The organism is Bosea sp. 124 (assembly GCF_003046175.1).
Taxonomy (GTDB): domain Bacteria; phylum Pseudomonadota; class Alphaproteobacteria; order Rhizobiales; family Beijerinckiaceae; genus Allobosea.
The window spans coordinates 2,049,714-2,073,929 of the sequence record NZ_PZZM01000001.1 but is presented as its reverse complement, the minus strand read 5'-3'; the positions used below and the strand labels follow the sequence as shown (position 1 = coordinate 2,073,929).

Sequence of the window (24,216 nt, the reverse complement as noted above, 5' to 3'; positions counted from 1 at the left end):
CTTTGCATGGCCGCGGTGTCGCGTTTCTATAAAGGCCGGCGCTTAACCATGCGAGCCCCTTGTAAGAACCGGCAAACCGCCTCATATTCCGGGCATCGCCACGGTTGTGCGCGACGACAGGACATCGCCTGACGCGATGGCCGGTCTTCGGAATCACTGTCAGGGGAAACTCGCTCGATGAGCAACTTCGACCGCAATGCTCCAGTCTGGGGTGCCGGCCGCGCACAGCAGACCAGCGCCGTCGAGATGGATCAGGGCCTGCGCTCGTTCATGCTCGGCGTCTACAACAACATGACGATCGGCCTGGCCATCACCGGCCTCGCCGCGATCGGCATCTCGATGCTGGCGATTGCCGGCGTCGCGGACAATGGCAAGATCACGGGCCTGACGCCGCTCGGCGTCGCGCTTTACACCAGCCCGCTGAAATGGGTCGTGATGCTGGCACCGCTCGCCTTCATCCTGCTCTTCTCGTTCAAGGCCGAGAATATGAGCTCGGCTTCGGCGCGCCTGATGTTCTTCGCCTTCGCGGCGGTGATGGGCGTCTCGATGTCCTCGATCTTCGTCGTCTTCACCGGCGCGTCGGTCACCCAGGTCTTCTTCATCACGGCCGCCGCCTTCGGCGCGCTGAGCCTCGCCGGCTACACCACGAAGAAGTCCCTCTCGGGCATGGGCTCGTTCCTGATCATGGGTCTGATCGGCCTCGTGATCGCCTCGGTGGTCAACCTGTTCCTGCAGTCCAGCGGACTGTCCTTCGCCATTTCGGCGATCGGCGTGCTGGTCTTCGCCGGCCTGACCGCCTGGGATACCCAGCGCTTGAAGGAAATGTACCTGTCCTCGGACATGGACGCCGAATCGGCCGCGAAGCTCTCGGTGAACGGCGCCTTGTCGCTCTACCTGAACTTCATCAACATGTTCCAGATGCTGCTGCAGCTCTTCGGCGACCGTCGCTGAGCGACCTCCGCCCTGCATCCACGACGAGCCCCGGCCGCAAGGCCGGGGCTTTTCTTTTGGCCGGCCGCCGGATCATGATCCCTGCATGACCCTGCCGCTCACGATCCGCCCGGCCGTTCCTGCCGATATCCCAGCCATCGCCCACATCTATGGCGATGCCGTTTTGAACGGTACCGCCTCCTGGGAGATCGCGCCGCCGGACGAGGCCGAACTGCTGCGGCGCTTCGAAGCGGTTCTCGCCGGCGGTTACCCCTATCTCGCGGCGGAACGCGACGGGCTGCTGCTCGGTTATGCCTATGCCGGCGCCTATCGTCCGCGCCCGGCCTACCGCGCCACCGTCGAGAACTCGATCTATATCGCGCCCGAAGCACAGGGGGCAGGCGTCGGACGCGCGCTCCTCGCGGCCCTGATCGATGACTGCACCGCCCGCGGCTTCCGCCAGATGATCGCCGTGATCGGCGACGGCAACGGCGCCTCGGTCGGCTCGCGCTGCCTGCATGAGCGGGCCGGCTTTCGCCTGATCGGCATCGCCGAAAAGGTCGGCTTCAAGCATGGCCGCTGGCTCGACCAGGTGCTGATGCAGAAGGAACTGAGCGAGGGCGACAAGGTGCCGCCGACGCCATAGCGGCGGGAGGCCCTACCCCACCACGCTCAGCTTCTTGTCGAGCACGCGCAGCACGCGCGACAGCTCCGCGCCCCGCTTCAGCACGAGGCCCGTCGCTGCCACCACCGAATAGGCGCCCTGCCGCTTGGCCAGGGCCGGATCCTTGACGATCCGGTACAGCGGCACCTCGGACGAGCGCCGATAGACCGAGAACTGGGCATGGTCCTTGAGGAAATCGATGGCGTAGTCGCGCCACTCCCCGGCGGCGACCATCCGGCCGTAGAGATTGAGCAGTTCCGAAAGCTCACGGCGGTCGAAGGTAACTGCGGCCGGTTTCGATGCCCCTGGGAAAGGGATCACCCCGGCCATCGGCTGCGATTGCGGCGTGTCGCTTTCGCTCATTGCGCCTCCCGATCAGCGATCCTCGGGACCGCCCTGATATGTGGCAGCCGATGATGCGCTCGCGATGCTGCGCTGGCAAGCAATCCCGGCCAGGGCGCAGCGAGCGCTCGCCACGCCGGGAGCAAACAGCGCTCCGCCGATATCACGGCTTCGTCAGGCGCGCCGCATTTTCGCCCCGATCAGGCCAAGCCGCCGCCCTGTTGCTTGGCTCGAATGGCTGCGTTGCCTCGACGGCCCGGTTTCATCGGTCTCCGGTTTGTCAGCCCCCCAGCCCCCCGGCGATGTGGTGGGGCCGGGCCATTCGGTTCGAGGCCAACTCAGCGGCTGGCGCCTGCGCCGGCCGTTTTTCTTTTCGGCAGCGCCTCGTCTCGCGGCCTCAGCGAACCTGCCGGTGATAGTCGAGGTTGGGCCGCATATCGACCGCGGACGCCATCCGGTTCGACATGTTGAAGAAGGCAGCGACCGCCGCCACGTCCCAGAGATCGCGCTCGGCGAAGCCCACTGTCCGCAGGGCGCCCCGGTCGGCCTCGCCGACGAGATGCGGCGTCTCCGTCAGCTTCACCGCGAAATCGAGCATGGCGCGATGGCGCGGCGAGAGATCCGCCGCGCGGTAGTTCATCGCCATCAGCTCGCCCAGCACCGGGTCCTCCGAGAGCTGGCGCACCGCCGCGCCATGGGCCGTGAGGCAGTAATAGCAGCGGTTCACACTGGAGACGGCGACTGCGATCATCTCCCGCTCGAGCTTCGACAGGCCGGACGGCGCCAGCATCAGGTCGTTGTAGAAGCCGGCAAAGGCCGAGAGCTTGGCGTCGTCATGCGCGTAGCAGACCAGCACATTCGGCACGAAGCCGAGTTTCTCCAGGCATTTGTCGAAATAGGCCTGATTCTCGGCCGAAAGCGCGCCGGGCGGCAGGTCGAGCGCCATCGCAGGCGGCGCCGCATCCTGCCGTGCCGGCTTCTCGCCGGGCTTCGGTTTGTCATGTTTCGTCGCCATGTTACGTCCTGTCGTGTCGTCCGGGTCGTCGCCCTGCGCCGCGCCGAGATTGAAAGGCCGCACAGCCTATGTCATCGCTGCGGCAAAATAACAGGGGTGGATCATGGGGAAGCGCGTGAGCAATGCGACGGCAGCGGCCGTCGCCGCCATCGAGACCGCCGCCGCCAGCCTGCCGGGGCCGATGCCGCCGGAATTTCCGCGCCTGCTCTATGGCCGCGCCGTCGCCGAGGATCTCGAAGCGCTGCCGGCCGACATGCTGGCCCGCGCCGCCGCTGCGGCCTACGACCATCTCGCCGCGCCGCGCCGCCCCGAAACCATCAACCTGCGCTTCCGCGACGAGGCTTTCAGCGGTGAGGATCGCGAACACCAGCTCACGATCCTGGAAGTGGTCAACGACAACAAGCCGTTCCTGCTCGATTCGACCCTGTCCGAACTGGCCGAGCAGGGCTACGAGCCGCGCCTCGTCGCCCACCCGATCCTCGCGGTCGCGCGCGATGCCGAGGGCCGCTTCCTCTCGCTTGCGGGCGAGGCCGCCGGCCGCGCCCCGGAAGGCGCGCGCCGCGAAAGCCTGATCCAGATCCACCTCGAACGGATCGATTCCGCGGAGGCACGCGACAGGCTCTGCGCCGGGCTCGAACGCGTCTATGGCGACGTCGGCCTCGCCGTCGAGGACTGGGCGGCGATGCGCGGGCGCATCACCGAGGTCATCCAGGCCTATCGCTCCAACCCGCCGCCGCTGCCGGAAGATGAGGTCGGCGAGGCGCTGCAGTTCCTCGAATGGATCGCCGGCGACAATTTCACCCTGCTCGGCATCCGGGCCTACCGCTTCCCCAATGGCGATGCGGCAGCCGACCCGATCGAGGGCTCGGGCCTCGGCATCCTGCGCGATCCCGGCGTCAAGGTGCTGCGCAAGAATGGCGAGATGGTCGCCGTCACGCCGGAGATCCGCGCCTTCCTGGCCAAGCCGCAGGCGCTGATCATCACCAAGGCCAACGTCAAGAGCCGGGTGCACCGCCGCGTCCATCTCGACTATGTCGGCGTCAAGCTGTTCACGCCCGATGGCCGGCTCGACGGCGAACTGCGCATCGTCGGCCTGCTGACCTCGAACGCCTATACCGGCAGCGCGCTCGCCATTCCCTATCTGCGCCTCAAGGTCGCGCGCGTCGCGAAGAACATCGGCTTCGATCCGGCGAGCTATTCCGGCCGCGCCTTGCTCAACGTGCTCGACGCCTATCCGCGCGACGAGCTGTTCCAGATCGATGCCGGGTCGCTGGAGACCTTCGCGCTCGCCATCCTGCAGCTCACCGAGCGGCCGCGCATCCGGGCGCTGGCGCGCGTCGACGAGTTCGACCGCTTCGTCTCGATTCTCGTCTTCATCCCGAAGGACCGTTACGATACGCGGGTGCGCCGGCGCGTCGGCGAATTCCTCGCCGGCATCTATCAGGGCCGCATCTCGGCGGCCTATCCGGCCTATCCGGAGGGCCCGCTCGCCCGCACGCACTACATCATCGGCCGAGACGAGGGCAAAACCCCGAAAATCGACCGCGCCACGCTGGAAGCCGGCATCAGTGCGATCGTGCGCACCTGGAGCGACGGCCTGAAGGACGTGCTCGATCATGAGCGCGCAGGCCCCGCCGCCCGCGCTCTGGCCGAACGCTATGCCGAAGCCTTCGGCGCCGCCTATCGCGACCGCTTCTCGCCCGCCGAGGCGCTCGACGACATCGACATCCTGCAGAAGCTCACGCCGGAACGCGCCCGCGCGGTCAATCTCTATCGCCGCGAGGGTGACCCGGTCACGCGCGCCAATCTCAAGGTGTTCTCGCGCGGCGCGGCGATCTCGCTCTCGGCCCGCGTGCCGGTGCTGGAGAACATGGGTTTCCGCGTCGTCAACGAACGGACCTATAACATCACGCCGCAGCCGGCGGCCGGCGACGCCGCCGAAAGCACCCGCGTCTGGCTGCACGACATGACGCTGGAGCGCGCCGAGGACGGCGAGATCGACATCGCCCGCCTCGACCCGACGATCGAAGCCGCGCTGATGGCGCAGTTCCGCGGCCTCGCCGAGTCCGACCGCTTCGACCAGCTCGTCCTGGCGGCGGGCCTCGCCTGGCGCGAGGCGGCGCTGCTGCGCGCGCTCGGGCGCTATCTGCGTCAGGTCGGCGCGCCCTATGCGCAGGGCTACATCGCCGACGCGCTGACGCGCCATTCCGGCATCGCCTCGGGTCTGGTCGCCCTTTTCATCGCCAAATTCGACCCGCGCCTGTCTGAAACCGAGCGCGCCACGAAGACCGAGGCTGAACGCGCGGCGATCGAGACCGCGCTGGACGCCGTCACCAGCCTCGACGAGGACCGCATCCTGCGTCGCCTCGTCAACCTGATCGATGCAGGCCTGCGCACCAACTTCTTCCAGATCGGCCCGGGCGGTCACCCGCGGGGCACGATCTCGATCAAATACGACTGCGCCAGGGTCGATTCACTGCCGCTGCCGCGTCCGCTCTACGAGATCTTCGTCTATTCGCCGCGCGTCGAGGGTATTCACATGCGGTTCGGCAAGGTCGCGCGCGGGGGCCTGCGCTGGTCAGACCGGCCGCAGGATTTCCGCACCGAGGTGCTGGGCCTGGTCAAGGCGCAGCAGGTCAAGAACGCGGTCATCGTGCCGGTCGGCGCCAAGGGCGGCTTCGTGCCGAAGCAGCTCCCCCCGGCGTCGGACCGTCAGGCCTGGCTGACGGAGGGCACCGAGAGCTACCGGATCTTCGTGCGCACCCTGCTCGAACTCACCGACAATCTCGACGGCGAGACGGTGATTCCGCCCATCGATACCGTGCGTCACGATGGCGACGACCCCTATCTCGTCGTCGCCGCCGACAAGGGCACTGCAACCTTCTCCGACACCGCCAACGCGCTCTCGCTGGAGAAGCACCACTGGCTCGGCGACGCCTTCGCGTCGGGCGGCTCGCAGGGCTACGATCACAAGAAGATGGGCATCACGGCGCGCGGCGCCTGGGAGGCCGTGAAGCGGCATTTCCGCGAGGTCGACATCGACATCCAGACGGTGCCGTTCACCGTCGCAGGCGTCGGCGACATGTCGGGCGACGTCTTCGGCAATGGCATGCTGCTCTCGCCGGCCATCAGGCTGGTCGCGGCCTTCGATCACCGCGACATTTTCCTCGATCCCGATCCCGATTCAGCGAAGTCGCTGGCCGAGCGCCAGCGCCTGTTCGACCTGCCGCGCTCCTCTTGGGCGGACTACGACAAGGCGCTGATCTCGGCCGGGGGCGGCATCTTCTCGCGCCAGGCCAAGAGCATCCCGCTCTCGCCGGCGATCCAGTCCGTGCTCGACCTCGACAAGCCCGAAGTCAGCCCGCCCGAGCTGATGACTGCGATCCTGAAAGCCAAAGTCGATCTGCTCTGGTTCGGCGGCATCGGCACCTATATCCGCGCCTCGGACGAGAGCGACGCACAGGTCGGCGACCGCGCCAACGACGCGATCCGCATCAGCGGCGGCGACGTCCGGGCCCGCGTCATCGGCGAGGGCGCCAATCTCGGCGCGACCCAGCGCGGCCGTGTCGAGGCGGCGCGCAAGGGCATCCGGCTCAACACCGACGCGATCGACAACTCGGCAGGCGTCAACACCTCCGACGTCGAGGTCAACATCAAGATCGCCCTGGCCGATCCGGTAAAAGACGGCCGTCTCGCCGAGGATGCCCGCAACGCCCTGCTCGCGCAGATGACCGATGAGGTCGGCCTGCTCGTCTTGCGCAACAACTATCTCCAGACGCTGGCACTCTCGCTGACGGAGGCACAAGGCGTCGCGGCGACGCCCGGCCTCCGCTACCTCATGCAGACACTCGAAGCCGAGGGCCGGCTCGACCGCACGGTCGAATATCTGCCGAGCGACGCCGTACTGGCCGAGCGCGAGAAGCGCGGCGAAGGGCTGACGCGGCCGGAGCTCGCCGTGCTCCTGGCCTATGCCAAGCTCGCCTTGCACGACGCGCTGCTCGCATCCGACGTGCCCGACGATCTCTATCTGAACAGTGAGCTGATCCGTTATTTCCCGCAGGCGCTGCGCGAGCATTACGCTCCCGAGATCGCCCGTCACAAGCTGCGGCGCGAAATCGTCGCCACGCAACTGGCCAACGCGATCGTCAATCGCGGCGGCCCGGCCTTGGTGCCGGTGCTGTCGGCGCTGACCCATGCGCAGGCGCCGGCCATCGCTGCCGCCTATGCGATCGCGCGCGACTCCTTCGACCTGATTTCGCTCAACGGTGCGATCGATGCGCTCGACGCGAAACTGTCCGGCAAGGCTCAGCTCGGCCTTTATGCCGCTGCCCAGGAACTCGTCAGAGACCGGATGGGCTGGTTCCTGCGCCGGGGCGTGGCGAAGCCGGGCGCGATCGAGCCGACCGTGGCGCATTATGCGGGTGGCGTCGCGGCGCTGGCCGCCGATCTCGACACCCTGCTGCCGGAGGCCGCGGCCCAGACGCGGCAGGCCCGGATCGCCGTCCTGACCGCCGAAGGCGTGCCGGAGGCGCTGGCGGCCCGCATCGCCAGCCTGCCGTCATTGGCCCAGGCGACGGACATCGTCGATATCGCCGGGCAGGCCAGACGAAACATCGCCGACGTTGCGCGGATTCATTTCGGAGTCGATTCGGTTTTCGGTCTGACCGCCCTCGCCGCAGCGGCCGCGGCGGTGCCGGCGACGGACGATTACGAGCGGCTCGCCCGCGAGCGCGCGATCGAGACCTTGACCGACGCGCATGCCAGCCTGACGCGGGAGATCGCCTCGGCCGGAGAGGGCAAGGGTACGATCGAAGCCTGGCAGGACGACCGAAAGGACGATGCCGAACGGACCCGGACCACGATCCAGGCGATCGTTGCCTCCGGCCTCTCCTTGCCCAAGCTGATGGTGGCGGCCGGCATGCTGGCCGACCTGCCGCGTAAGAACGCCTGATCCGGCGCCTGAAACGAGAGCCACGCGATGACCGACACCGTGAACGAGCCCGCCCCCCGCATCGACCCCAAGCTGCTCGAAATCCTGGTCTGCCCGCTGACCAAGACGACGCTGGAATACGACGCCGCCCGACAGGAATTGATCAGCCGAGCCGCAAAGCTCGCCTATCCGATCCGCGACGGCATCCCGATCATGCTGCCGGAAGAGGCTCGAGCACTGGAGGCGTGAATGCCGTCATTCTTGGGCGAAGCGAAGCGCAGACCCGACAATCTCGCGCAGGATAAAGCACGCATCATCAGCAAGAGATGGTCGGGTCAAGCCCGACCATGACGCAGCGCCCTAAAGCACCTCGCCCTTCATCAGCCGCGGCGGCGCGCCTGAAACGCCTGCCGCTTCGCGGATGAAGAAACGCTTCAGCCCCGGCAGCCGGTCGATAAGGCCGAGCCCGAGATCGCGCGCCAGCCTGATCGGGGTGACATCGTTCGAGAACAGGCGGTTGAGCCCGTCGGTGACCGCACCCATCGCCACCGTGTCGAAACGCCGCGCCCGCTCATAGCCCTCGAGCACATCGGCCGTCCCGGGATCGAGTCCGAGGCGGGCCGCATCGACGATGGTTTCGGCCAGCGCCGCGACGTCCTTCAGCCCGAGATTGAGGCCCTGACCGGCGATGGGATGAATCAGGTGCGCGGCATCGCCGAGCAGCGCCAGCCTCTCGCCGACGAAGCGCCGCGCCACCCCGAAGCCGAGCGGATGGGCGGAGACCGGGCTTTCCAGCGCGATCTCGCCGAGTTCGAGGCCGAAACGCCGCTCGATCTCGGCCAGCATGTCGTCATCGTCGAGCGAGAGCAGCGCCGGCAGATTCGCGGCGCGTTCGGTCCAGACGATCGAGGAACGGTGCCCGAACCGGCCGCCATCGCTCAGCGGCAGGATCGCGAACGGACCGGACGGCAGGAAATGCTCGACCGCGCGTCCGCCGTGTGGGCGCTCATGCCCGATCGTCGCGACGAGTCCCGATTGTCCGTAATCCCAGCCGACCCAGCCGATGCCGGCCTGTTCGCGCAGCTTCGAGCGGGCCCCGTCGGCTGCCACCAGCAAACGGGCAGGCAACTCCTCTCCGCCGGACAGGGTGACCGTGACACCCGCATCGCCACTCTCGAAGCGGCGAACCCCCTCGTCCCGCATGACGACGCCAGCCGTGCGGCAGGCACCCGTCAGTGCCGCGATCAGCGCCGCGCTCCCGATCATATGGGCGAAGGGCTGTCTGGGCTCGACCTCGCCGTCGAAGGTCAGGAAGACCGGGCGCACCACGTCGCCGCTGCGGCTGTCGGAGACGATCATCTCGGTCATCGGCTGGGCAGTGGCGGCGATGCCATCCCAGATGCCGAGCGCGCGCAGCATGGCCTGCGCTGCGGCGGCAACCGCATAGGCCCGGTTATCGGCACGCGCGGCCGCTGCAAGCGCCGGATCGGCCACGACGATCGAAAATCCGGAGCCCAGTGCCTGTTTCAGCGCGAGCGCGAGCGAAAGCCCGGCAATGCCGCCCCCTGCGATCACGATCGCGTCGCGCGGCTCGGTCAAGACGGCCATGCTGCTTTCCTCCTGCGGATGCCGTGTCGATCCGGTGCCGGCTTGACGGCCCGGGATGGGTCGGTGCTGATGCGGCAGAGCCGGCCCATCCTCTGTCCCCAAGCCGGCCGGACCGTCAACCCGCCTGCCAGCAGAGCCTTCCGACCATGTCCCAGATCAGCGACTCCCTGATGTCGATCCTCGACCTCGAGCCGCTCGAGCGCAATCTGTTCCGCGGTCGCAGCCCGAAGGTCGGCTGGCCGCGCGTCTTCGGCGGGCAGGTCATTGCGCAATCGCTCTATGCTGCGTGCAAGACGGTCGAAGGCCGCCAGCCGCATTCGCTGCACGCCTATTTCCTGCTGGCGGGCGATCCCGAGATTCCGATCGTCTACGAGGTCGACCGCTTGCGCGACGGCCGGTCCTTCACCACGCGACGGGTTCTCGCGATCCAGAAGGGCGAGGCGATTTTCGCCATGTCGGCCTCCTTCCAGGTCGAAGAGCCGGGCTACGACCACCAGATGCCGATGCCTGACGTGCCGATGCCGGAGGATCTGCCGGACCGGGATGCGATGAACCGCGGCATCCTGCCCAACATGCCCAAGGCAGTGCGCGCCTATTACCAGCGCGAACGGCCGATCGAGATCAGGCCGGTCGAGTTCGAGCGCTACGCCGGCGGCGCCGGGCCGATGGACCCGAAATTCCATGTCTGGCTGCGGGCATTGCAGCCTCTGCCGGACGATCCGGCGATCCATCAGGCTGTGCTCGCTTATGCCTCCGACCTGATGCTGCTCGATTCGAGCCTGATCGCCCATGGCACCACGGTCTTCGACGAAAAGATTCAGGGCGCCAGCCTCGACCACGCGCTCTGGTTCCACCGGCCTTTCCGCGCCGACGAATGGCTGCTTTACGCGCAGGACAGCCCCTCGACCTCCGGCGCCCGCGGATTCTCGCGCGGACTCGTCTTCGATCGGCAAGGACGCCTCGTGGCGTCGGTCGCTCAGGAGGGCCTGATCAGGCCCCGGCCGGACCGCGCCTGATTACGCAATAGGCATGTGACTGCGGTTTAATCAGTCGCTCAACTTCTGAGCAGACTGCCCGCGCCGGAATCACATCCCGGCGGGCATTTCCAATCTCTTCACGATCTCGGCACCCCGCGGGGACAGTTGGCACGCGCCTTGAATTGGGTGTGCCTGACGCGCTGCGGCTTCGCAGGCGCGCGAGGCGCAACGAGATCGCCGGGGCTGACTTCCGGGCGGCGTAAACGGGGAAACCCTGCAATGAAGATCGTGATGGCTATCATCAAGCCGTTCAAGCTGGAGGAGGTGCGCGACGGGCTCACCGCCATCGGCGTGCACGGCCTGACCGTGACCGAGGTGAAGGGCTATGGCCGGCAGAAGGGCCATACGGAAATCTACCGTGGCGCCGAATACGCCGTCAGCTTCCTGCCGAAAATCAAGATCGAGGTCGCCGTGGCCGACGAACTCGTCGGCAAGGTGATCGAGGCGATCACCGCCGCGGCCCGCACCGGCCAGATCGGCGACGGCAAGATTTTCGTTTCGTCCATCGAGAAGGCCGTGCGCATCCGCACCGGCGAGACCGACGGCGACGCCCTCTGAGCACGCGATCTTCCTTGAGGAGTTTTCAAACATGAATTTCAAGACCGTTAGCCGGGTCGGGATTGTCGCGCTGGCGCTTGCCGCCGCCGGCACCGCACTCGCGCAGACCCCCGCCGCACCCGTGCCCAACAAGGGCGACGTCGCCTTCATGATGAGCTCGACCGTGCTGGTCTTCCTCATGACCATCCCGGGCCTCGCCCTGTTCTACGGCGGCCTCGTCCGCAGCAAGAACATGCTCTCTGTCCTGACCCAGGTCTTCGCCATCGTCAGCGTCGTCGTGCTGCTCTGGGTGATCTATGGCTACTCGCTCGCCTTCACCAATGGTGGCGGCCTGAACGACTATGTCGGCGGCTTCTCGAAGGCCTTCCTGCGCGGCGTCGACGCGACCACCACCGTCGCCACCTTCTCGAACGGCGTCGTCATTCCCGAATACGTCTATCTGGCCTTCCAGATGACCTTCGCCGCGATCACGCCGGCCCTCATCGTCGGCGCCTTCGCCGAGCGCATGAAGTTCTCGGCGCTGCTGCTTTTCACGGTGCTGTGGGTCACCTTCATCTACTTCCCGATGGCCCATATGGTCTGGTACTGGGGCGGCCCGGATCTCGTCGGCAACGCCGCCAAGGCGCTGGCCGAGGCCGGCGCTGACGGCAAGGTCGCCGCCCAAGCGGCTCTGGACGCCGTCAATGCCGATGCCGGCATGCTCTTCAAGTGGGGCGCGCTCGACTTCGCCGGCGGCACCGTGGTCCACATCAACGCAGGCATCGCCGGCCTCGTCGGCTGCATCCTGCTCGGCAAGCGCATCGGCTACGGCAAGGAACTGATGGCCCCGCACTCGCTGACGATGACCCTCATCGGCGGCGCCCTGCTCTGGGTCGGCTGGTTCGGCTTCAACGCCGGCTCGAACCTGGAAGCGAACGGCACGGCCGCGATGGCCATGGTCAACACCTTCGTCGCCACGGCGGCGGCGGCTGTCGCCTGGCTGTTCGTCGAATGGGCGGTCAAGGGCAAGCCCTCGATGCTCGGCATGGTCTCGGGTGCGGTTGCCGGCCTCGTCGCCGTCACCCCGGCAGCCGGCTTCGGCGGCCCGATGGGCTGCATCGTCCTCGGTCTCGTCGCCGGCATCGTCTGCTTCGTGTTCTGCTCGACCGTGAAGAACGCGCTCGGCTACGACGACTCGCTTGATGTCTTCGGCATCCACTGCGTCGGCGGCATCCTCGGCGCGCTGGCGACCGGCATCCTCGTCAATGTCGACCTCGGCGGCGCAGGCATCCCGGACTACACCTCGAAGCCCGGCGAACTCGCCGTCGGCGCCTATGAGTTCGGCGCGGCCTTCATGTCCCAGGTCAAGGCGGTGCTGTTCACGCTGGTCTTCAGCGGCGTCGGCTCGCTGATCCTCTACAAGATCGTCGACGTTATCGTCGGCCTGCGCGTCGCTCCCGATGCCGAGCGCGAGGGCCTCGACATCGCCGAGCATGGCGAGCGCGCCTATCACGACTGATCCGACGCACTTTCGTCACACGTGAAACACTCCCCGGCGGGCAACCGCCGGGGATTTTCGTTTCGAACGCTCCGCCCCCCTCCCGGCACGGTCACACCGAACGCATCGCCGGGCCCTCCGCAGCACCAAGGTTAAGCGGGTCTTAACCTCGCCTTCCTAACGTGATCGCGATGGCCGATCCGACCGGCCTGCAGTCCTGGGATGACGGCTTAACCCCGCATGCGCACGATCCGACGTTCCTCCTCGCTGATGGACCGCCTGCCCGACCCGGTGCGGGAGTTTCTGTCGCGCCGCGCCAGCGAGATCACCGGGCTCGTGCTGCTGGGCCTGATGGCCGCCGTCGCCCTTTCGCTTGCGACCTGGTCGGTCGACGATCCGAGCCTCAACAACGCCACCAGCGGTGCCGTCCGGAACTGGCTCGGCCGGCCAGGCGCCATGATCGCCGACCTGCTGATGCAGTTGATCGGGCTCGGCGTCATCGCGCTGCTTTTCCCGCCCGTCATCTGGGCGCTCAGGCTGGTGCGATTCCACATCTTCGACCGCGGCGCCCTCAAGCTCGGCCTCTGGGTCGTTGGCATCGCCGCGACCGCGGCCGTCGGCAGTGCGCTTCCCGCCACGCCGCGCTGGCCCCTGCCGACCGGCATGGGCGGCGTCATCGGCGATGGGCTGCTGTTCGGCACCCGCAACCTCGCCGGCATCGCCGGCAATGCGCTCGGTGGCCTCGTCGGCTTCCTCTATGCCGGCATCGCCATCCTGGCCGTAACGGCAGCCGCCGGCTTCGGCTTCGTCAGCGACGAGGATCCGGTCGCCGACACCGATGATTCGGACGAATCCTGGTCCGAGAGCGAAGATCGCCGCGATGACGAGCCCGGCATCGCCGTGATTCTGATCGGCTGGCTCGCCCATGGCGCAATGGCGCTGCGTGGCATGATCCTGCGCCGCCTGCCGCAACCGCCTGCAGCCGCCGCCCAGGGCGCCCATCATGGCGGACTTGGCGGCGAGGCGATGCCCGCGGCCGGCCGTGTCCGTCGCGAACCGCAATTCCAGGAGGGGCCCGCAAAGGAAGGGCAAAGGCGCGAGCCGGGCGTACGCCCGACGATCCCCGCCTTCGATCCCGAACCGCTGCCGGTGCCGCGCGGCGCGAGGGCGCCCGAGCCCGATTTCGACCCCCCTTTCGAGCTGGATGACGAAGAGCCTCAGGATCTGCGCGACCTGAACGCGCCGCGCGTGACCGCCCCACCGCCGGCGCCGAAGCCCGGCAAGCGCATCCAGCGCGAGGCCCAGCCTTCCCTGCTTGATCGCGAGGAGTTCGAGCTGCCGCCGCTGACCTATCTGGCCGAGCCGAAGAAGCTGCCGGCCAATGCGATCTCGACCGACGCGCTGGAGCAGAACGCCACGCTGCTCGAAGGCGTGCTCGAGGATTTCGGCGTCCGCGGCGAGATCACGCAGGTGCGGCCCGGCCCGGTCGTGACGCTCTACGAACTGGAGCCGGCGCCAGGCACCAAATCTTCGCGGGTGATCTCGCTGGCAGACGACATCGCTCGGTCGATGAGCGCGATCTCGGCGCGTGTGGCAGTGATTCCGGGCAAGAACGCCATCGGCATCGAACTGCCCAACGCCAAGCGCGAGACCGTCTTCCTGCGCGAATTGCTGGCGAGCCAGGATTTCGAAAGCTCCAAGCACAAGCTTGCGCTCGGCCTCGGCAAGACCATCGGCGGCGAGCCGGTGATCGTCGATCTCGCCCGCATGCCGCATTTGCTGGTCGCCGGCACCACCGGCTCGGGCAAATCGGTCGCGATCAACACCATGATCCTGTCGCTGCTCTACCGGCTCAAGCCCGAGCAGTGCCGGCTGATCATGGTCGACCCAAAAATGCTCGAACTCTCCGTCTATGACGGCATTCCTCATCTGCTCACCCCCGTCGTCACCGATCCGAAGAAGGCGGTCGTCGCCCTAAAATGGGCGGTGCGCGAGATGGAGGAGCGCTACAAGAAGATGTCGAAGCTCTCGGTGCGCAACATCGACGGCTTCAACGCCCGCGTCGTCGAGGCCAAGGCCGCGGGCGAGGTCATCACCCGCACCGTGCAGACCGGCTTCGACAGGCATTCCGGCGAGGCGATCTACGAGGAAGAGGTCATGGACCTCGAGCCTCTGCCCTATATCGTCGTCATCGTCGACGAGATGGCCGACCTGATGATGGTCGCCGGCAAGGAGATCGAGGGCACGATCCAGCGCCTCGCCCAGATGGCGCGCGCCGCCGGCATCCATGTCGTGCTCGCAACCCAGCGCCCCTCGGTCGACGTCATCACCGGCACGATCAAGGCGAATTTTCCGACGCGCATCTCCTTCCAGGTCACGTCCAAGATCGACTCGCGCACCATCCTCGGCGAGATGGGTGCCGAGCAGCTGCTCGGCCAGGGCGACATGCTCTACATGGCCGGCGGCGGCCGCATCACCCGTGTGCACGGCCCCTTCGTCTCGGATTCCGAGGTCGAGAAGGTCGTGGCCCACCTCAAGACGCAAGGCCGCCCGCAATATCTCGACGCGGTCACCTCCGAGGACGACCCCGCTGCGGAGGAAGGCGAGGACGGCGCCATCTTCGACAAGAGCGCCATGGGCCAGGCCGAGAGCGAGGACCCTTACGATCAGGCGGTCGCGGTCGTACTGCGCGACAAGAAGGCTTCGACCTCCTACATCCAGCGCCGCCTCCAGATCGGCTACAACCGCGCCGCTTCGATCATGGAGCGAATGGAAAACGAGGGCATTGTCGGCCCGGCCAACCATGCCGGAAAGCGCGAGATCCTTGTCGAGACCGGGCGCGCCAGGGAAGACGAGGACTAGACGACGATCGACGGCGATGGCCGCACCGCCCCTTGTGGTTGCGGGGTTTGGTCCTCAAATAGCCATCAGCGTGTCGCAACCTCTGCCGCATCCGATGCGTTGAGTTGATATCGTGTCGAGTTGCCATGCTGGCAGCGGCTGAACGCACAAAACGTGTCCGGTCCGCTCGGGGATCGCAGCGACACTGGAATGGAGCAGGCCTGCTCATGAGATCGACCCCGGCTCTTCGGGCCTCCGTTGCCGTGCTGGCGCTGCTGGGTTGCGGCCCGCTCGCGGCGCAACCGCTGCAATTGCAGGCCCCCAAGCCGGCGGCGGCGAAACCCGTCGTGGCCCGCCCCCTGCCGCTCCCGCCGATCCGTCCTGCCGGTCTCGGACTGCCGCGGCTGGCCGAGGCCTCGGCTGCACCGGCCACCGCGCCGGTCGCACCGAGCGCGGTCGCCACGGCGCCGGAGGCCGCGCGCCCCGCGCCCACCCCTGCGGCCACGCCCGCCCGGGCAAAGGCTGCGGCGCCCGCCACGCGGGAGGAGGCGATCGAGCGGCTCAATGCCTATCTCAACAGCTTCACCTCACTGCAAGGCAATTTCATCCAGCACGCGGCGGATGGCCGGCGTCTCGAGGGCCGCATCTATATCCAGCGGCCCGGCAAGATGCGCTTCGAATACGAGCCGCCCGCGACGATCGAGGTCGTCGCCGACGGAACCTCGGTGGCCGTTCGCGACAAGCGTCTGGCGACGCAGGACATCTATTCGCTGGGGCAGACTCCGCTGAAGTTCCTCGTGCGCGAGCGCATGGATCTCTCCCGCGAGGGCACGATCACCGGCGCCAATATCGACGGCGACATCCTGTCGCTGCGGCTGGAGGATCGCTCGACGCTGGGCGGAACCTCGAAAATCACGCTGAAGTTCGACCTTGCCGCCAATGTGCTGCGGCAATGGGTCGTCATCGATCCGCAAGGGTACGAGACCTCGGTCTCGCTCTACAACCTCGATACCCAGCGCCGGCCCGATGCGAAGAACTTCGTGATCGACTACCAGCGCAAGCTCTGACGCAATCTCTCGAAAAACGCTTGAGGCGCCTTGCCTTTTCGGCGTCGGCGAACCAGTTTCCGGCATCGTTTTTGCCGGGAACCCGACGTGCAACTCACCGTCACAAGCTGGAACATCAATTCGGTCAGGCTCCGGATCGGCATGGTCACCGATTTCCTGGCGACCCATGCGCCTGACGTCCTCTGCCTGCAGGAAACCAAGACCCCCGACGAGCAGTTTCCGGTCAAGGCCTTCGAGAAGGCCGGCTATGTCCATCAGGCCTTCATCGGCCAGAAGGGCTACAACGGCGTCGCGATCGTCTCCAAGCTGCCCTTCAGCGAGAAGGACGCGATGGCGATGTGCGGGCGCAACGACGCGCGCCACATGACCGCCGTGCTGGACAAGGGCGCTGGTGCAGCGGCCGGCGTCGCGATCCATAATTTCTATATTCCCGCGGGCGGCGACATTCCGGACCCGGCGAAGAACGACAAATTCGCCCACAAGCTCGCCTTCCTCGACGAGATCGGCGCCTGGGGTATCGCCAGGCGGCCGACCGATCGGCCGGCGATCCTGCTTGGCGATCTCAACATCGCCCCTTACGAGCACGACGTCTGGAGCCACAAGCAGCTCCTGGATGTCGTCAGCCACACCCCCATCGAGACCACCACGCTGGAGAAGCTGCGTTCGGAGCTCGGCTGGACCGATGCCGCGCGCAAGCTGCGGCCCGAGCCCGAGAAACTCTATAGCTGGTGGAGCTATCGCGCAGCCGATTGGGAGGCCTCGAACCGAGGCCGCCGGCTCGACCATATCTGGCTCTCGGACGCCCTGACGCCGGCCCTGCGCGACGTCACCTTCCTGCGCGAGGCCAGGGGCTGGGAGCGCCCCTCCGACCATGTCCCGGTGACGGTGACGCTGGAACTCTGAAAGCCGGCCTGGCGCCGCCTGGCTTTCCGGTTCAGCTCGAACGGTCGATCGCCGCCAGCATATCCTGAACAGCCGTCAACTGGCCGACGAAGCCGCGCAGCCTGTCGCCGATGGCGGTCGCCACAGCCTCGGCCGAGGCCGGCGATTCGGCGAGGACCCGGCGCATCACGCTGCGCGACAGCCGCATCACCTGGGTCGGTTCGCGCGCGATCGCAGTGACCGGGCGGGCCACCGAGGTGAACAGCGCCATCTCGCCGATCAAGGCACCCGGCCCGACGATCTCGTCTGCCGGCTGCCCGTCCTCCTGGCTGTTGAGCGCGACCGCACCCGAGATGATCAGAACGGCGCCATCCGACGGCTCACCAATCCGGAACAGCACGTCACCCGCGCGCAGGATACGGCTTTCCGCAGCGAAGGCGACGAGCCTCAGTGCATCGCGCTCCATCAGGCTCAGCAAGGGCTGCCGGGCCAGCAGGCTGATGTCGTCGTCCAGCGCCATCGGGCTTAAGGATTGAGCCGGTAGCCGCCGGCATCGGTCACGAGCAGCCGGGCATTGCCCGGATCGGGCTCGATCTTCTGGCGCAGCCGGTAGATATGGGTCTCGAGCGTATGGGTGGTGACCTGGCTGTTATAGCCCCAGACCTCCTGCAGCAGCACCTCGCGCGCAATCGGCTTGCGGCCGGCGCGATAGAGAAAGCGCAGGATCGCCGTCTCCTTCTCGGTCAGCTTGGTCTTCGAGCCCTTCTCGCTGACGAGCAGCTTCGAGCCGGGATGGAAGGTATAGGGGCCGACCTGGAAGACCGCGTCCTCGCTGGCCTCGTACTGCCGCAGATGGGCGCGAATCCGCGCCAGCAGCACGGCGAACTTGAACGGCTTGACGACATAGTCGTTGGCTCCCGCTTCCAGCCCGAGCACCGTGTCGGCATCCGAGCCCTGTCCGGTCAGCATGATCACCGGGCTCTTGAAGCCGTTCTTGCGCATCAGCTTCACCGCCTCGCGCCCGTCCATGTCGGGTAGACCGACATCCATGATCGCGAGGTCGATCCGCTCGGCCTGCACCGCCTTGACCGCTGCGGTCGCGGTTCCCGCGGTCGAGAGCTTGAACTCGTCATAGAGTGCGAGCTGTTCCGCAAGCGCCTCTCGCAAGGTCTGGTCGTCATCGACCAGAAGGATATGATGGACGGCGGGCATGAAGCATCGTTCGTGCGAGAAATGACACGACACCATGAGCCCGCTGAATCGCGACCGCAAGTCACGCCCAATGGAATTCCCGTGAGAAACCGTGATCCCCGGGCGCTATGCCCGCCCCTTGGCGGCTCCCGCCGCCTGACCACGCTGCGTGTCTTCGCCTCCGTCCGCGACCGCCGCAAAGGCTTCCTGATCGCCGGTGGCGCGGCCTTTCCCTGCGCACTGGGGCGATCGGGGATCGGGACGCTCAAACGTGAGGGCGACGGTCGCACGCCGCGCGCCGCCTTGCCCCTTCGCAGCGTGCTGTTCCGGGCCGACCGGATCGGTCGGCCGTGCACCCTTCTGCCCCTGCGCGCCATCGCTTCGCGCGATGCCTGGTGCGACGATGCCGGCGACCGCCGCTACAACCGGCTGATCGACCGCCCGCCGGGCGAGGCCGAGGAGCGCCTGACCCGGGACGACCCTCTCTATGACGTCATCGTCGAGCTCGGCTGGAACGACGCGCCGGTGATTCGCGGCCGTGGCAGCGCGATCTTCTGGCATCTCGCCCGCCCGGGCTTCAGCCCGACGGCCGGCTGCGTCGCTGTCGAAGGCCACGTCTTCGCCAAGGTGCTGCCTCGGCTGGCGCGCCGCTGCGTGATGCGGATCGCATAAGCGGCGCGAGGAAGGGCGCTCAGCCCCGCGCCCCGAAGATCGCGCTGCCGACCCGCACATGCGTCGCGCCAAGCTGGATCGCCGCCTCATAGTCGGCGCTCATGCCCATCGACAGCCCGCGCAGCCCGTGCCGCGCCGCAATCTTCGCCAGCAGCGCGAAATGCGGCGAGGGCGGATCGGCCGCAGGCGGGATGCACATCAGCCCCTCGATCGCCAGCCCGTGATGCACCCGGCAGAGATCGAGGAAGGCGTCGATCTCACCCGGGCTGACCCCGCCCTTCTGCGGTTCGTCGCCGGTGTTGACCTGCACGAACAGCGCAGGTGACCGGCCGCTGCGGCCGATCTCGCGCGCCAGTTCCTTGGCCAGGCTCTCACGGTCGAGCGAATGGATCGCGTCGAACAGCTCGACCGCCTCCTTCGCCTTGTTGGACTGGAGCGGCCCGATCATATGCACCTGTGCATCGGGAAAGCGCTGCTTCAGTGCCGGCCATTTCGCCTTGGCCTCCTGGACATAGTTCTCGCCAAAAACCCTCTGCCCCGCCTCGAGCACGGGCAGGATCGCCTCCGCCGGCACCGTCTTGGAAACGGCGATCAGCGTGACCGAATCGGGCTCACGCTCGAAATCGCGCGCCGCGCGCGCAATCGCGGCCCGGGTCTCGGTCCATCGCGTAACCGTATCGCTCATCTGACATCCCTTCATGCCCGGGCCGGCGTTGACCACGCGCTTGCAATGGTGTCCTAGTCCGGGCACCTCTGATCATGCAAGAATAGCCCGTTACCATGGCCGTCGAACGCTACAATCCCAAGGAATCCGAGCCGAAATGGCGTGCCGTCTGGGAGGAGCGCAAGCTCTTCGAGACGAGGAACGACGACCCGCGGCCGAGCTACTACGTCCTCGAGATGTTCCCCTATCCGTCCGGGCGCATCCATATGGGCCATGTCCGCAATTATGCGATGGGCGACGTCGTGGCGCGCTACAAGCGAGCCAAGGGCTTCGCCGTGCTGCACCCGATGGGCTGGGACGCCTTCGGCCTGCCGGCGGAGAATGCCGCCAAGGCCAAGAACGTCCATCCACGCGAATGGACCTATGCGAATATCGCGTCGATGCGGGCCCAATTGCAGTCCATGGGCCTGTCGCTCGACTGGAGCCGCGAGCTCGCGACATGCGATCCCTCCTATTATCGCCACCAGCAGAAGATGTTCCTGGATTTCCTCAAGGCCGGGCTGGTCGACCGCAAGACCGCCAAGGTCAATTGGGACCCGGTCGACGAGACCGTGCTCGCCAATGAACAGGTCATCGACGGCAAGGGCTGGCGCTCCGGCGCGCCCGTCGAGATCCGCGAGCTGACGCAGTGGTTCTTCAAGATCACGGCCTATGGCCAGGAACTGCATGACGCGCTGGAGGGTCTGACCCGCTGGCCCGACAAGGTCCGTCTGATGCAGAAGAACTGGATCGGCCGCTCGGAAGGGCTGCTGATCCGTTTCGCTCTCGAATCGAATGCCTTCGGAACCGACGAGATCGAGGTCTACACGACCCGGCCCGACACGCTGTTCGGCGCGAAGTTCCTGGGCATCGCACCCGATCACCCGCTCGCCAAGGCGGTCGCCGCGAACAATCCCGCGCTGCAGGCCTTCATCGAGGAGTGCAAGCGCACCGGGACGGCCCAGGAGAACATCGACAAGGCCGAGAAGCTCGGCTTCGACACTGGCCTGCGCGTCGCGCATCCCTTTGATCCATCATGGACTTTGCCGGTTTACGTCGCCAATTTCATCCTGATGGAATACGGCACCGGCGCAATCTTCGGCTGCCCGGCGCATGACCAGCGCGACCTCGACTTCGTCAACAAATACGGCCTCGGCAACACGCCGGTCGTTGCTCCCGAAGGCGTCGATCCGGCGAGCTTCGTCATCACCGATACCGCTTATGTCGATGATGGCCGCATGATCAATTCGCGCTTCCTCGACGGCATGACCATTCCGGAAGCGAAAGAAGACGTCGCCCGCCGGCTCGAGAACGAGACGCGCGGCAACCGCCCGATCGGCGCCCGCAAGGTCAATTTCCGGCTGCGCGACTGGGGCATCTCGCGCCAGCGCTACTGGGGCTGCCCGATCCCGGTGATCCATTGCGCCGATTGTGGCACGCTGCCGGTGCCCGACGCCGACCTGCCGGTGAAGCTGCCCGACGATGTCTCCTTCGACAAGCCCGGCAACCCGCTCGACCATCACCCGAGCTGGAAGCATGTCGCCTGCCCGCAATGCGGCAAGGAGGCCCGGCGCGAGACCGACACGATGGACACCTTCGTCGATTCGTCCTGGTACTTCGCCCGCTTCACCGATCCGTGGCGGACGGAGAGCCCGACCGACCGGGCAGTGGTCGACCGCTTCCTACCGGTCGACCAGTATATCGGCGGCGTCGAGCACGCGATCCTGCACCTGCTTTATTCCCGCTTCTTCACCCGTGCCATGAAGGCGACCGGCCATGCCGGGCTCGACGAGCCCTTCGACGGCATGTTCACGCAGGGCATGGTCGTTCACGAGACCTATCGTGACACTGACGGCAACTGGGTCGAGCCCGGCGATGTCCGCATCGAGGGCACCGGCACCGAGCGCGCGGGCTTCCATGTCGACAGCGGCGCACCGATCGAGATCGGCGCGATCGAGAAGATGTCGAAGTCGAAGAAGAACGTCGTCGACCCCGACGACATCATCGCCTCATACGGCGCCGACACCGCGCGCTGGTTCATGCTCTCGGATTCGCCGCCGGATCGTGACGTGATCTGGACGGACGAGGGCGTGCAGGGCGCGGCGCGCTTCGTCCAGCGCCTCTGGCGGCTGCTCGGCGAGATCGCCGAGCGCACCGGCAACGATGCCCCGCGGCCTGCCGGCTTCGGCGAGGCGGCCGAGACCCTGCGCAAGGCCAGCCACCGCGCGCTGGATGCGGTCGGTAACGATATCGAGCGCCTCGGCTTCAACCGCTGCATCGCTCATGTCTATACTCTGACCAACGCCATCGGAAAGGCGCTCGACGCGGCCGCCGAGAATGCGGCCCTGGCTCCGGACAGCGCTTTTGCGCTGCATGAGGCGGGCGTGATCGTGACCCAGCTCGTGGCTCCGATGATGCCGCATCTGGCCGAGGAATGCTGGCAAGCGCTCGGCCAGCCGGGCCTCGTCGGCGAGGCCGCCTGGCCCGATGCCGATGCCGCGCTGCTCAAGGACGACAGCATCGTCCTGCCTGTGCAGGTCAACGGCAAGAAGCGCGCAGAGGTGACCGTGCCCGCCGATGCGGATACGATGGCGGTCGAGGCCCTCGTGCGGGCATCCGAGATCGTGACCAGAGCGCTTGACGGCCGCGAGATCCGGAAGATCATCGTCGTGCCCGGGAGAATCGTGAATGTCGTCGTCTGAAGCCGGAAGCCGCGATGCCTCGCTGTCGAGCCGCCGCGCGATGCTCGCGGCTGCGCTGGCCGTAGCTGCACTGGCGGGCGGATGCCTGCAGCCACTCTATGCCGAGAACACCCGGAGCGTCACCGGCGGAAGCATTAAGGAGACGCTGAAAGAGGTCGATGTCCCCGAGATCAAGGGGTTGATCGGCCATTATCTGCGCAATGAGCTCGTTTTCGAACTCGATGGCGGCGGCGAGCCGGATCGCACCAAACGCCTGAAATTCGACACCAAGATCGCCGAGTCGATCGAGGTCGTCACGGTCGATTACGCAAATGGCAGGGCCGATTCGGCAATTCTCGTTGCGACGGCGACCTGGACGGTGACCGAGATCGGCTCCGGCAAAGTCGTCTCCAAGGGAACCAATATCGTCCGGGCTCCCTATGAGCGTTCCTCGCAGCGCTTCGCCACCGTGCGAGCCGCACGCGACGCCCAGATCCGCGCCGCGAAGAATCTCGCCACCCTGATTCGCGGACAGATGGCCGCCGACCTCGTCGCTGGCTGAGCCGGCCGGAACGCCGCGATGGTTGCCATCAAGGCCCATGAGGCCGACCGCGCCCTGGCCAGGCTCGATCCCGCCTGTCGGCTCGTCCTGATCTACGGGCCCGATGCCGGCCTTGTCTCGGAGCGCGCGACCGCCCTCGCCCGCGCCCATGTCGACGACGCCGCCGACGCCTTCCAGCTCGTACGCATGAGCGGCGACGACATCGCCTCCGACCCGCTCAAGCTCGTCGACGAGGCCAATACGATCGGCCTGTTCGGTGGTCGGCGGGCCATTCGCGTCTCGCCCACCAGCAAGCCGCTGCTGGCCGCCGTCGAACCTCTCCTGACGACGCCGTCGAAGGACGCCATCGTCATCGTCGAGGCCGGCGATCTCCAGCGTAGTAACCCGCTGCGAACCGCCTGCGAGCGCGCTCGCACGGCATTGGCCGTGCCCTGCTATGGTGACGCCGCCCGCGATCTCGGCAGCATCATCGACGAGATGGTCCGCGCCGCGGGCAAGACCATTGATCGCGGCGCCCGGGATCATCTCGCCGGTCTGCTGGGTGGAGACCGGCAGACCTCGCGTCGCGAGATCGAGAAGCTCCTGCTTTATGTCGGAACCGAAACGGCCATCACCGAGGCTCATATCGACGCCGTCGTCGGCGACACGGCGCAGCGCGAACAGGCCATGCTGGTCGATGCCGTGTTCTCTGGCCGCCTGCCGGCTCTCGACCTCGCCCAGGCCAAGCTCGCCGGCGAGGGGCTGGACCCCGGTGCCATGCTGGGAGCCGTCCTGCGGCACACGCTGGCGCTGCTCAAGGCACGGCAGGGTATCGATGGCGGTCGCAGTGCCCGAGACATGGTGGCGGCGATGCGCCTGCCCTACCCCCGCATCGCGGCGACCGAATCAGCTCTGGGGAACTGGAGCACGGCAAAACTGGTGGAGGCTGTTGGCCTTCTCGGCACCGCCACGCTGGCCGCCCGCCGCGACGGTGAAACCGGCAGGGCCGGGGCGACGCGCGTGCTCTGGACGCTGGCTCGGATGGGCCGAGCCGCCAGCCGCGCCGGAGAGCGCTGA

General features: G+C 67.1%; 20 protein-coding genes. 14 read left to right on the top strand and 6 right to left on the bottom strand.

The genetic code is table 11. The features are described 5' to 3' along the window. Positions 1-177: 177 nt before the first annotated feature. The gene (locus tag C8D03_RS09680) at positions 178-951 is read left to right on the top strand and encodes a Bax inhibitor-1/YccA family protein (protein ID WP_108046072.1); all 774 of its coding nucleotides are present in this window, start codon (positions 178-180) and stop codon (positions 949-951) included. A gap of 85 nt (positions 952-1,036) precedes the next feature. Continuing rightward, the gene (locus C8D03_RS09675; RefSeq protein ID WP_108046071.1) at positions 1,037-1,576 is read left to right on the top strand and encodes a GNAT family N-acetyltransferase; all 540 of its coding nucleotides are present in this window, start codon (positions 1,037-1,039) and stop codon (positions 1,574-1,576) included. Between the two features lie 12 nt (positions 1,577-1,588). Here C8D03_RS09675 and C8D03_RS09670 read toward each other — a convergent pair whose 3' ends face one another. Both C8D03_RS09670 and C8D03_RS09665 read right to left on the bottom strand, forming a co-directional pair. Then, positions 1,589-1,957: a DUF2794 domain-containing protein gene (locus C8D03_RS09670; protein WP_108046070.1), complete on the bottom strand. Its 369-nt coding sequence runs from the start codon at positions 1,955-1,957 to the stop codon at positions 1,589-1,591. A gap of 376 nt (positions 1,958-2,333) precedes the next feature. Further along, positions 2,334-2,882, bottom strand: coding sequence for a peroxidase-related enzyme (locus C8D03_RS09665; RefSeq protein ID WP_248308667.1), 549 nt, complete (start codon positions 2,880-2,882; stop codon positions 2,334-2,336). A 172-nt stretch (positions 2,883-3,054) separates the two neighbouring features. Here C8D03_RS09665 and C8D03_RS09660 point away from each other — a divergent pair, with 172 nt between their 5' ends. Both C8D03_RS09660 and C8D03_RS09655 read left to right on the top strand, forming a co-directional pair. Beyond that, the gene (locus C8D03_RS09660; protein WP_108046069.1) at positions 3,055-7,902 is read left to right on the top strand and encodes an NAD-glutamate dehydrogenase; all 4,848 of its coding nucleotides are present in this window, start codon (positions 3,055-3,057) and stop codon (positions 7,900-7,902) included. A gap of 27 nt (positions 7,903-7,929) precedes the next feature. Then, positions 7,930-8,130 carry a Trm112 family protein gene (locus tag C8D03_RS09655; RefSeq protein ID WP_108046068.1) on the top strand — a complete coding sequence of 67 codons (201 nt, stop codon included), beginning with the start codon at positions 7,930-7,932 and terminating at the stop codon, positions 8,128-8,130. Positions 8,131-8,241: 111 nt separating this feature from the next. On the opposite strand, the gene C8D03_RS09650 is transcribed toward C8D03_RS09655, so the two are convergent. Next, positions 8,242-9,489 (bottom strand): ubiquinone biosynthesis hydroxylase, encoded by a 1,248-nt coding sequence (locus tag C8D03_RS09650; protein ID WP_108046067.1) that lies wholly within the window; start codon positions 9,487-9,489, stop codon positions 8,242-8,244. Positions 9,490-9,635: 146 nt separating this feature from the next. Here C8D03_RS09650 and tesB point away from each other — a divergent pair, with 146 nt between their 5' ends. From tesB to xth, 6 genes are all read left to right on the top strand, one after another. Then, positions 9,636-10,505 (top strand): acyl-CoA thioesterase II, encoded by an 870-nt coding sequence (gene tesB / locus C8D03_RS09645; protein ID WP_108046066.1) that lies wholly within the window; start codon positions 9,636-9,638, stop codon positions 10,503-10,505. Positions 10,506-10,745: 240 nt separating this feature from the next. Next, on the top strand, positions 10,746-11,084 hold the full coding sequence (locus tag C8D03_RS09640; RefSeq protein WP_038358178.1) for a P-II family nitrogen regulator: 339 nt from the start codon (positions 10,746-10,748) through the stop codon (positions 11,082-11,084). A gap of 31 nt (positions 11,085-11,115) precedes the next feature. Beyond that, positions 11,116-12,582 carry an ammonium transporter gene (locus tag C8D03_RS09635; protein WP_108046065.1) on the top strand — a complete coding sequence of 489 codons (1,467 nt, stop codon included), beginning with the start codon at positions 11,116-11,118 and terminating at the stop codon, positions 12,580-12,582. A gap of 219 nt (positions 12,583-12,801) precedes the next feature. After that, positions 12,802-15,423: a DNA translocase FtsK gene (locus tag C8D03_RS09630; RefSeq protein WP_108046064.1), complete on the top strand. Its 2,622-nt coding sequence runs from the start codon at positions 12,802-12,804 to the stop codon at positions 15,421-15,423. 206 nt (positions 15,424-15,629) lie between these two features. Beyond that, positions 15,630-16,469: a LolA family protein gene (locus C8D03_RS09625; RefSeq protein WP_146170128.1), complete on the top strand. Its 840-nt coding sequence runs from the start codon at positions 15,630-15,632 to the stop codon at positions 16,467-16,469. An 87-nt stretch (positions 16,470-16,556) separates the two neighbouring features. Further along, complete coding sequence (gene xth, locus C8D03_RS09620) at positions 16,557-17,372, top strand: exodeoxyribonuclease III (protein ID WP_108046062.1); 816 nt, start codon at positions 16,557-16,559, stop codon at positions 17,370-17,372. 31 nt (positions 17,373-17,403) lie between these two features. Here the strand turns inward: xth and C8D03_RS09615 are convergent, their stop codons facing one another. Further along, complete coding sequence (locus C8D03_RS09615) at positions 17,404-17,871, bottom strand: cyclic nucleotide-binding domain-containing protein (protein ID WP_108046061.1); 468 nt, start codon at positions 17,869-17,871, stop codon at positions 17,404-17,406. 5 nt (positions 17,872-17,876) lie between these two features. Further along, a complete protein-coding gene (locus C8D03_RS09610) occupies positions 17,877-18,563 on the bottom strand; it encodes a response regulator transcription factor (RefSeq protein ID WP_108046060.1) in 687 nt (228 codons plus the stop codon). A gap of 81 nt (positions 18,564-18,644) precedes the next feature. Between C8D03_RS09610 and C8D03_RS09605 the strand changes: the two genes are divergently transcribed. Further along, positions 18,645-19,214: a L,D-transpeptidase family protein gene (locus C8D03_RS09605; protein WP_108046059.1), complete on the top strand. Its 570-nt coding sequence runs from the start codon at positions 18,645-18,647 to the stop codon at positions 19,212-19,214. Between the two features lie 19 nt (positions 19,215-19,233). Here C8D03_RS09605 and C8D03_RS09600 read toward each other — a convergent pair whose 3' ends face one another. Then, entirely contained in the window at positions 19,234-19,899 is a 666-nt protein-coding gene (locus C8D03_RS09600; protein ID WP_108046058.1) for a YggS family pyridoxal phosphate-dependent enzyme, read from the bottom strand. A 95-nt stretch (positions 19,900-19,994) separates the two neighbouring features. On the opposite strand from C8D03_RS09600, the gene leuS reads away from it, so the two are divergent. From leuS to holA, 3 genes are read left to right on the top strand one after another with little or no spacing between them, the layout of a single operon-like run. Then, positions 19,995-22,619 carry a leucine--tRNA ligase gene (gene leuS / locus C8D03_RS09595; protein WP_108046057.1) on the top strand — a complete coding sequence of 875 codons (2,625 nt, stop codon included), beginning with the start codon at positions 19,995-19,997 and terminating at the stop codon, positions 22,617-22,619. Beyond that, on the top strand, positions 22,606-23,160 hold the full coding sequence (locus C8D03_RS09590) for an LPS assembly lipoprotein LptE (RefSeq protein ID WP_108046056.1): 555 nt from the start codon (positions 22,606-22,608) through the stop codon (positions 23,158-23,160). The genes leuS and C8D03_RS09590 overlap by 14 nt, the downstream gene beginning before the upstream one ends. A gap of 18 nt (positions 23,161-23,178) precedes the next feature. Beyond that, positions 23,179-24,216: a DNA polymerase III subunit delta gene (gene holA, locus C8D03_RS09585; protein WP_108046055.1), complete on the top strand. Its 1,038-nt coding sequence runs from the start codon at positions 23,179-23,181 to the stop codon at positions 24,214-24,216.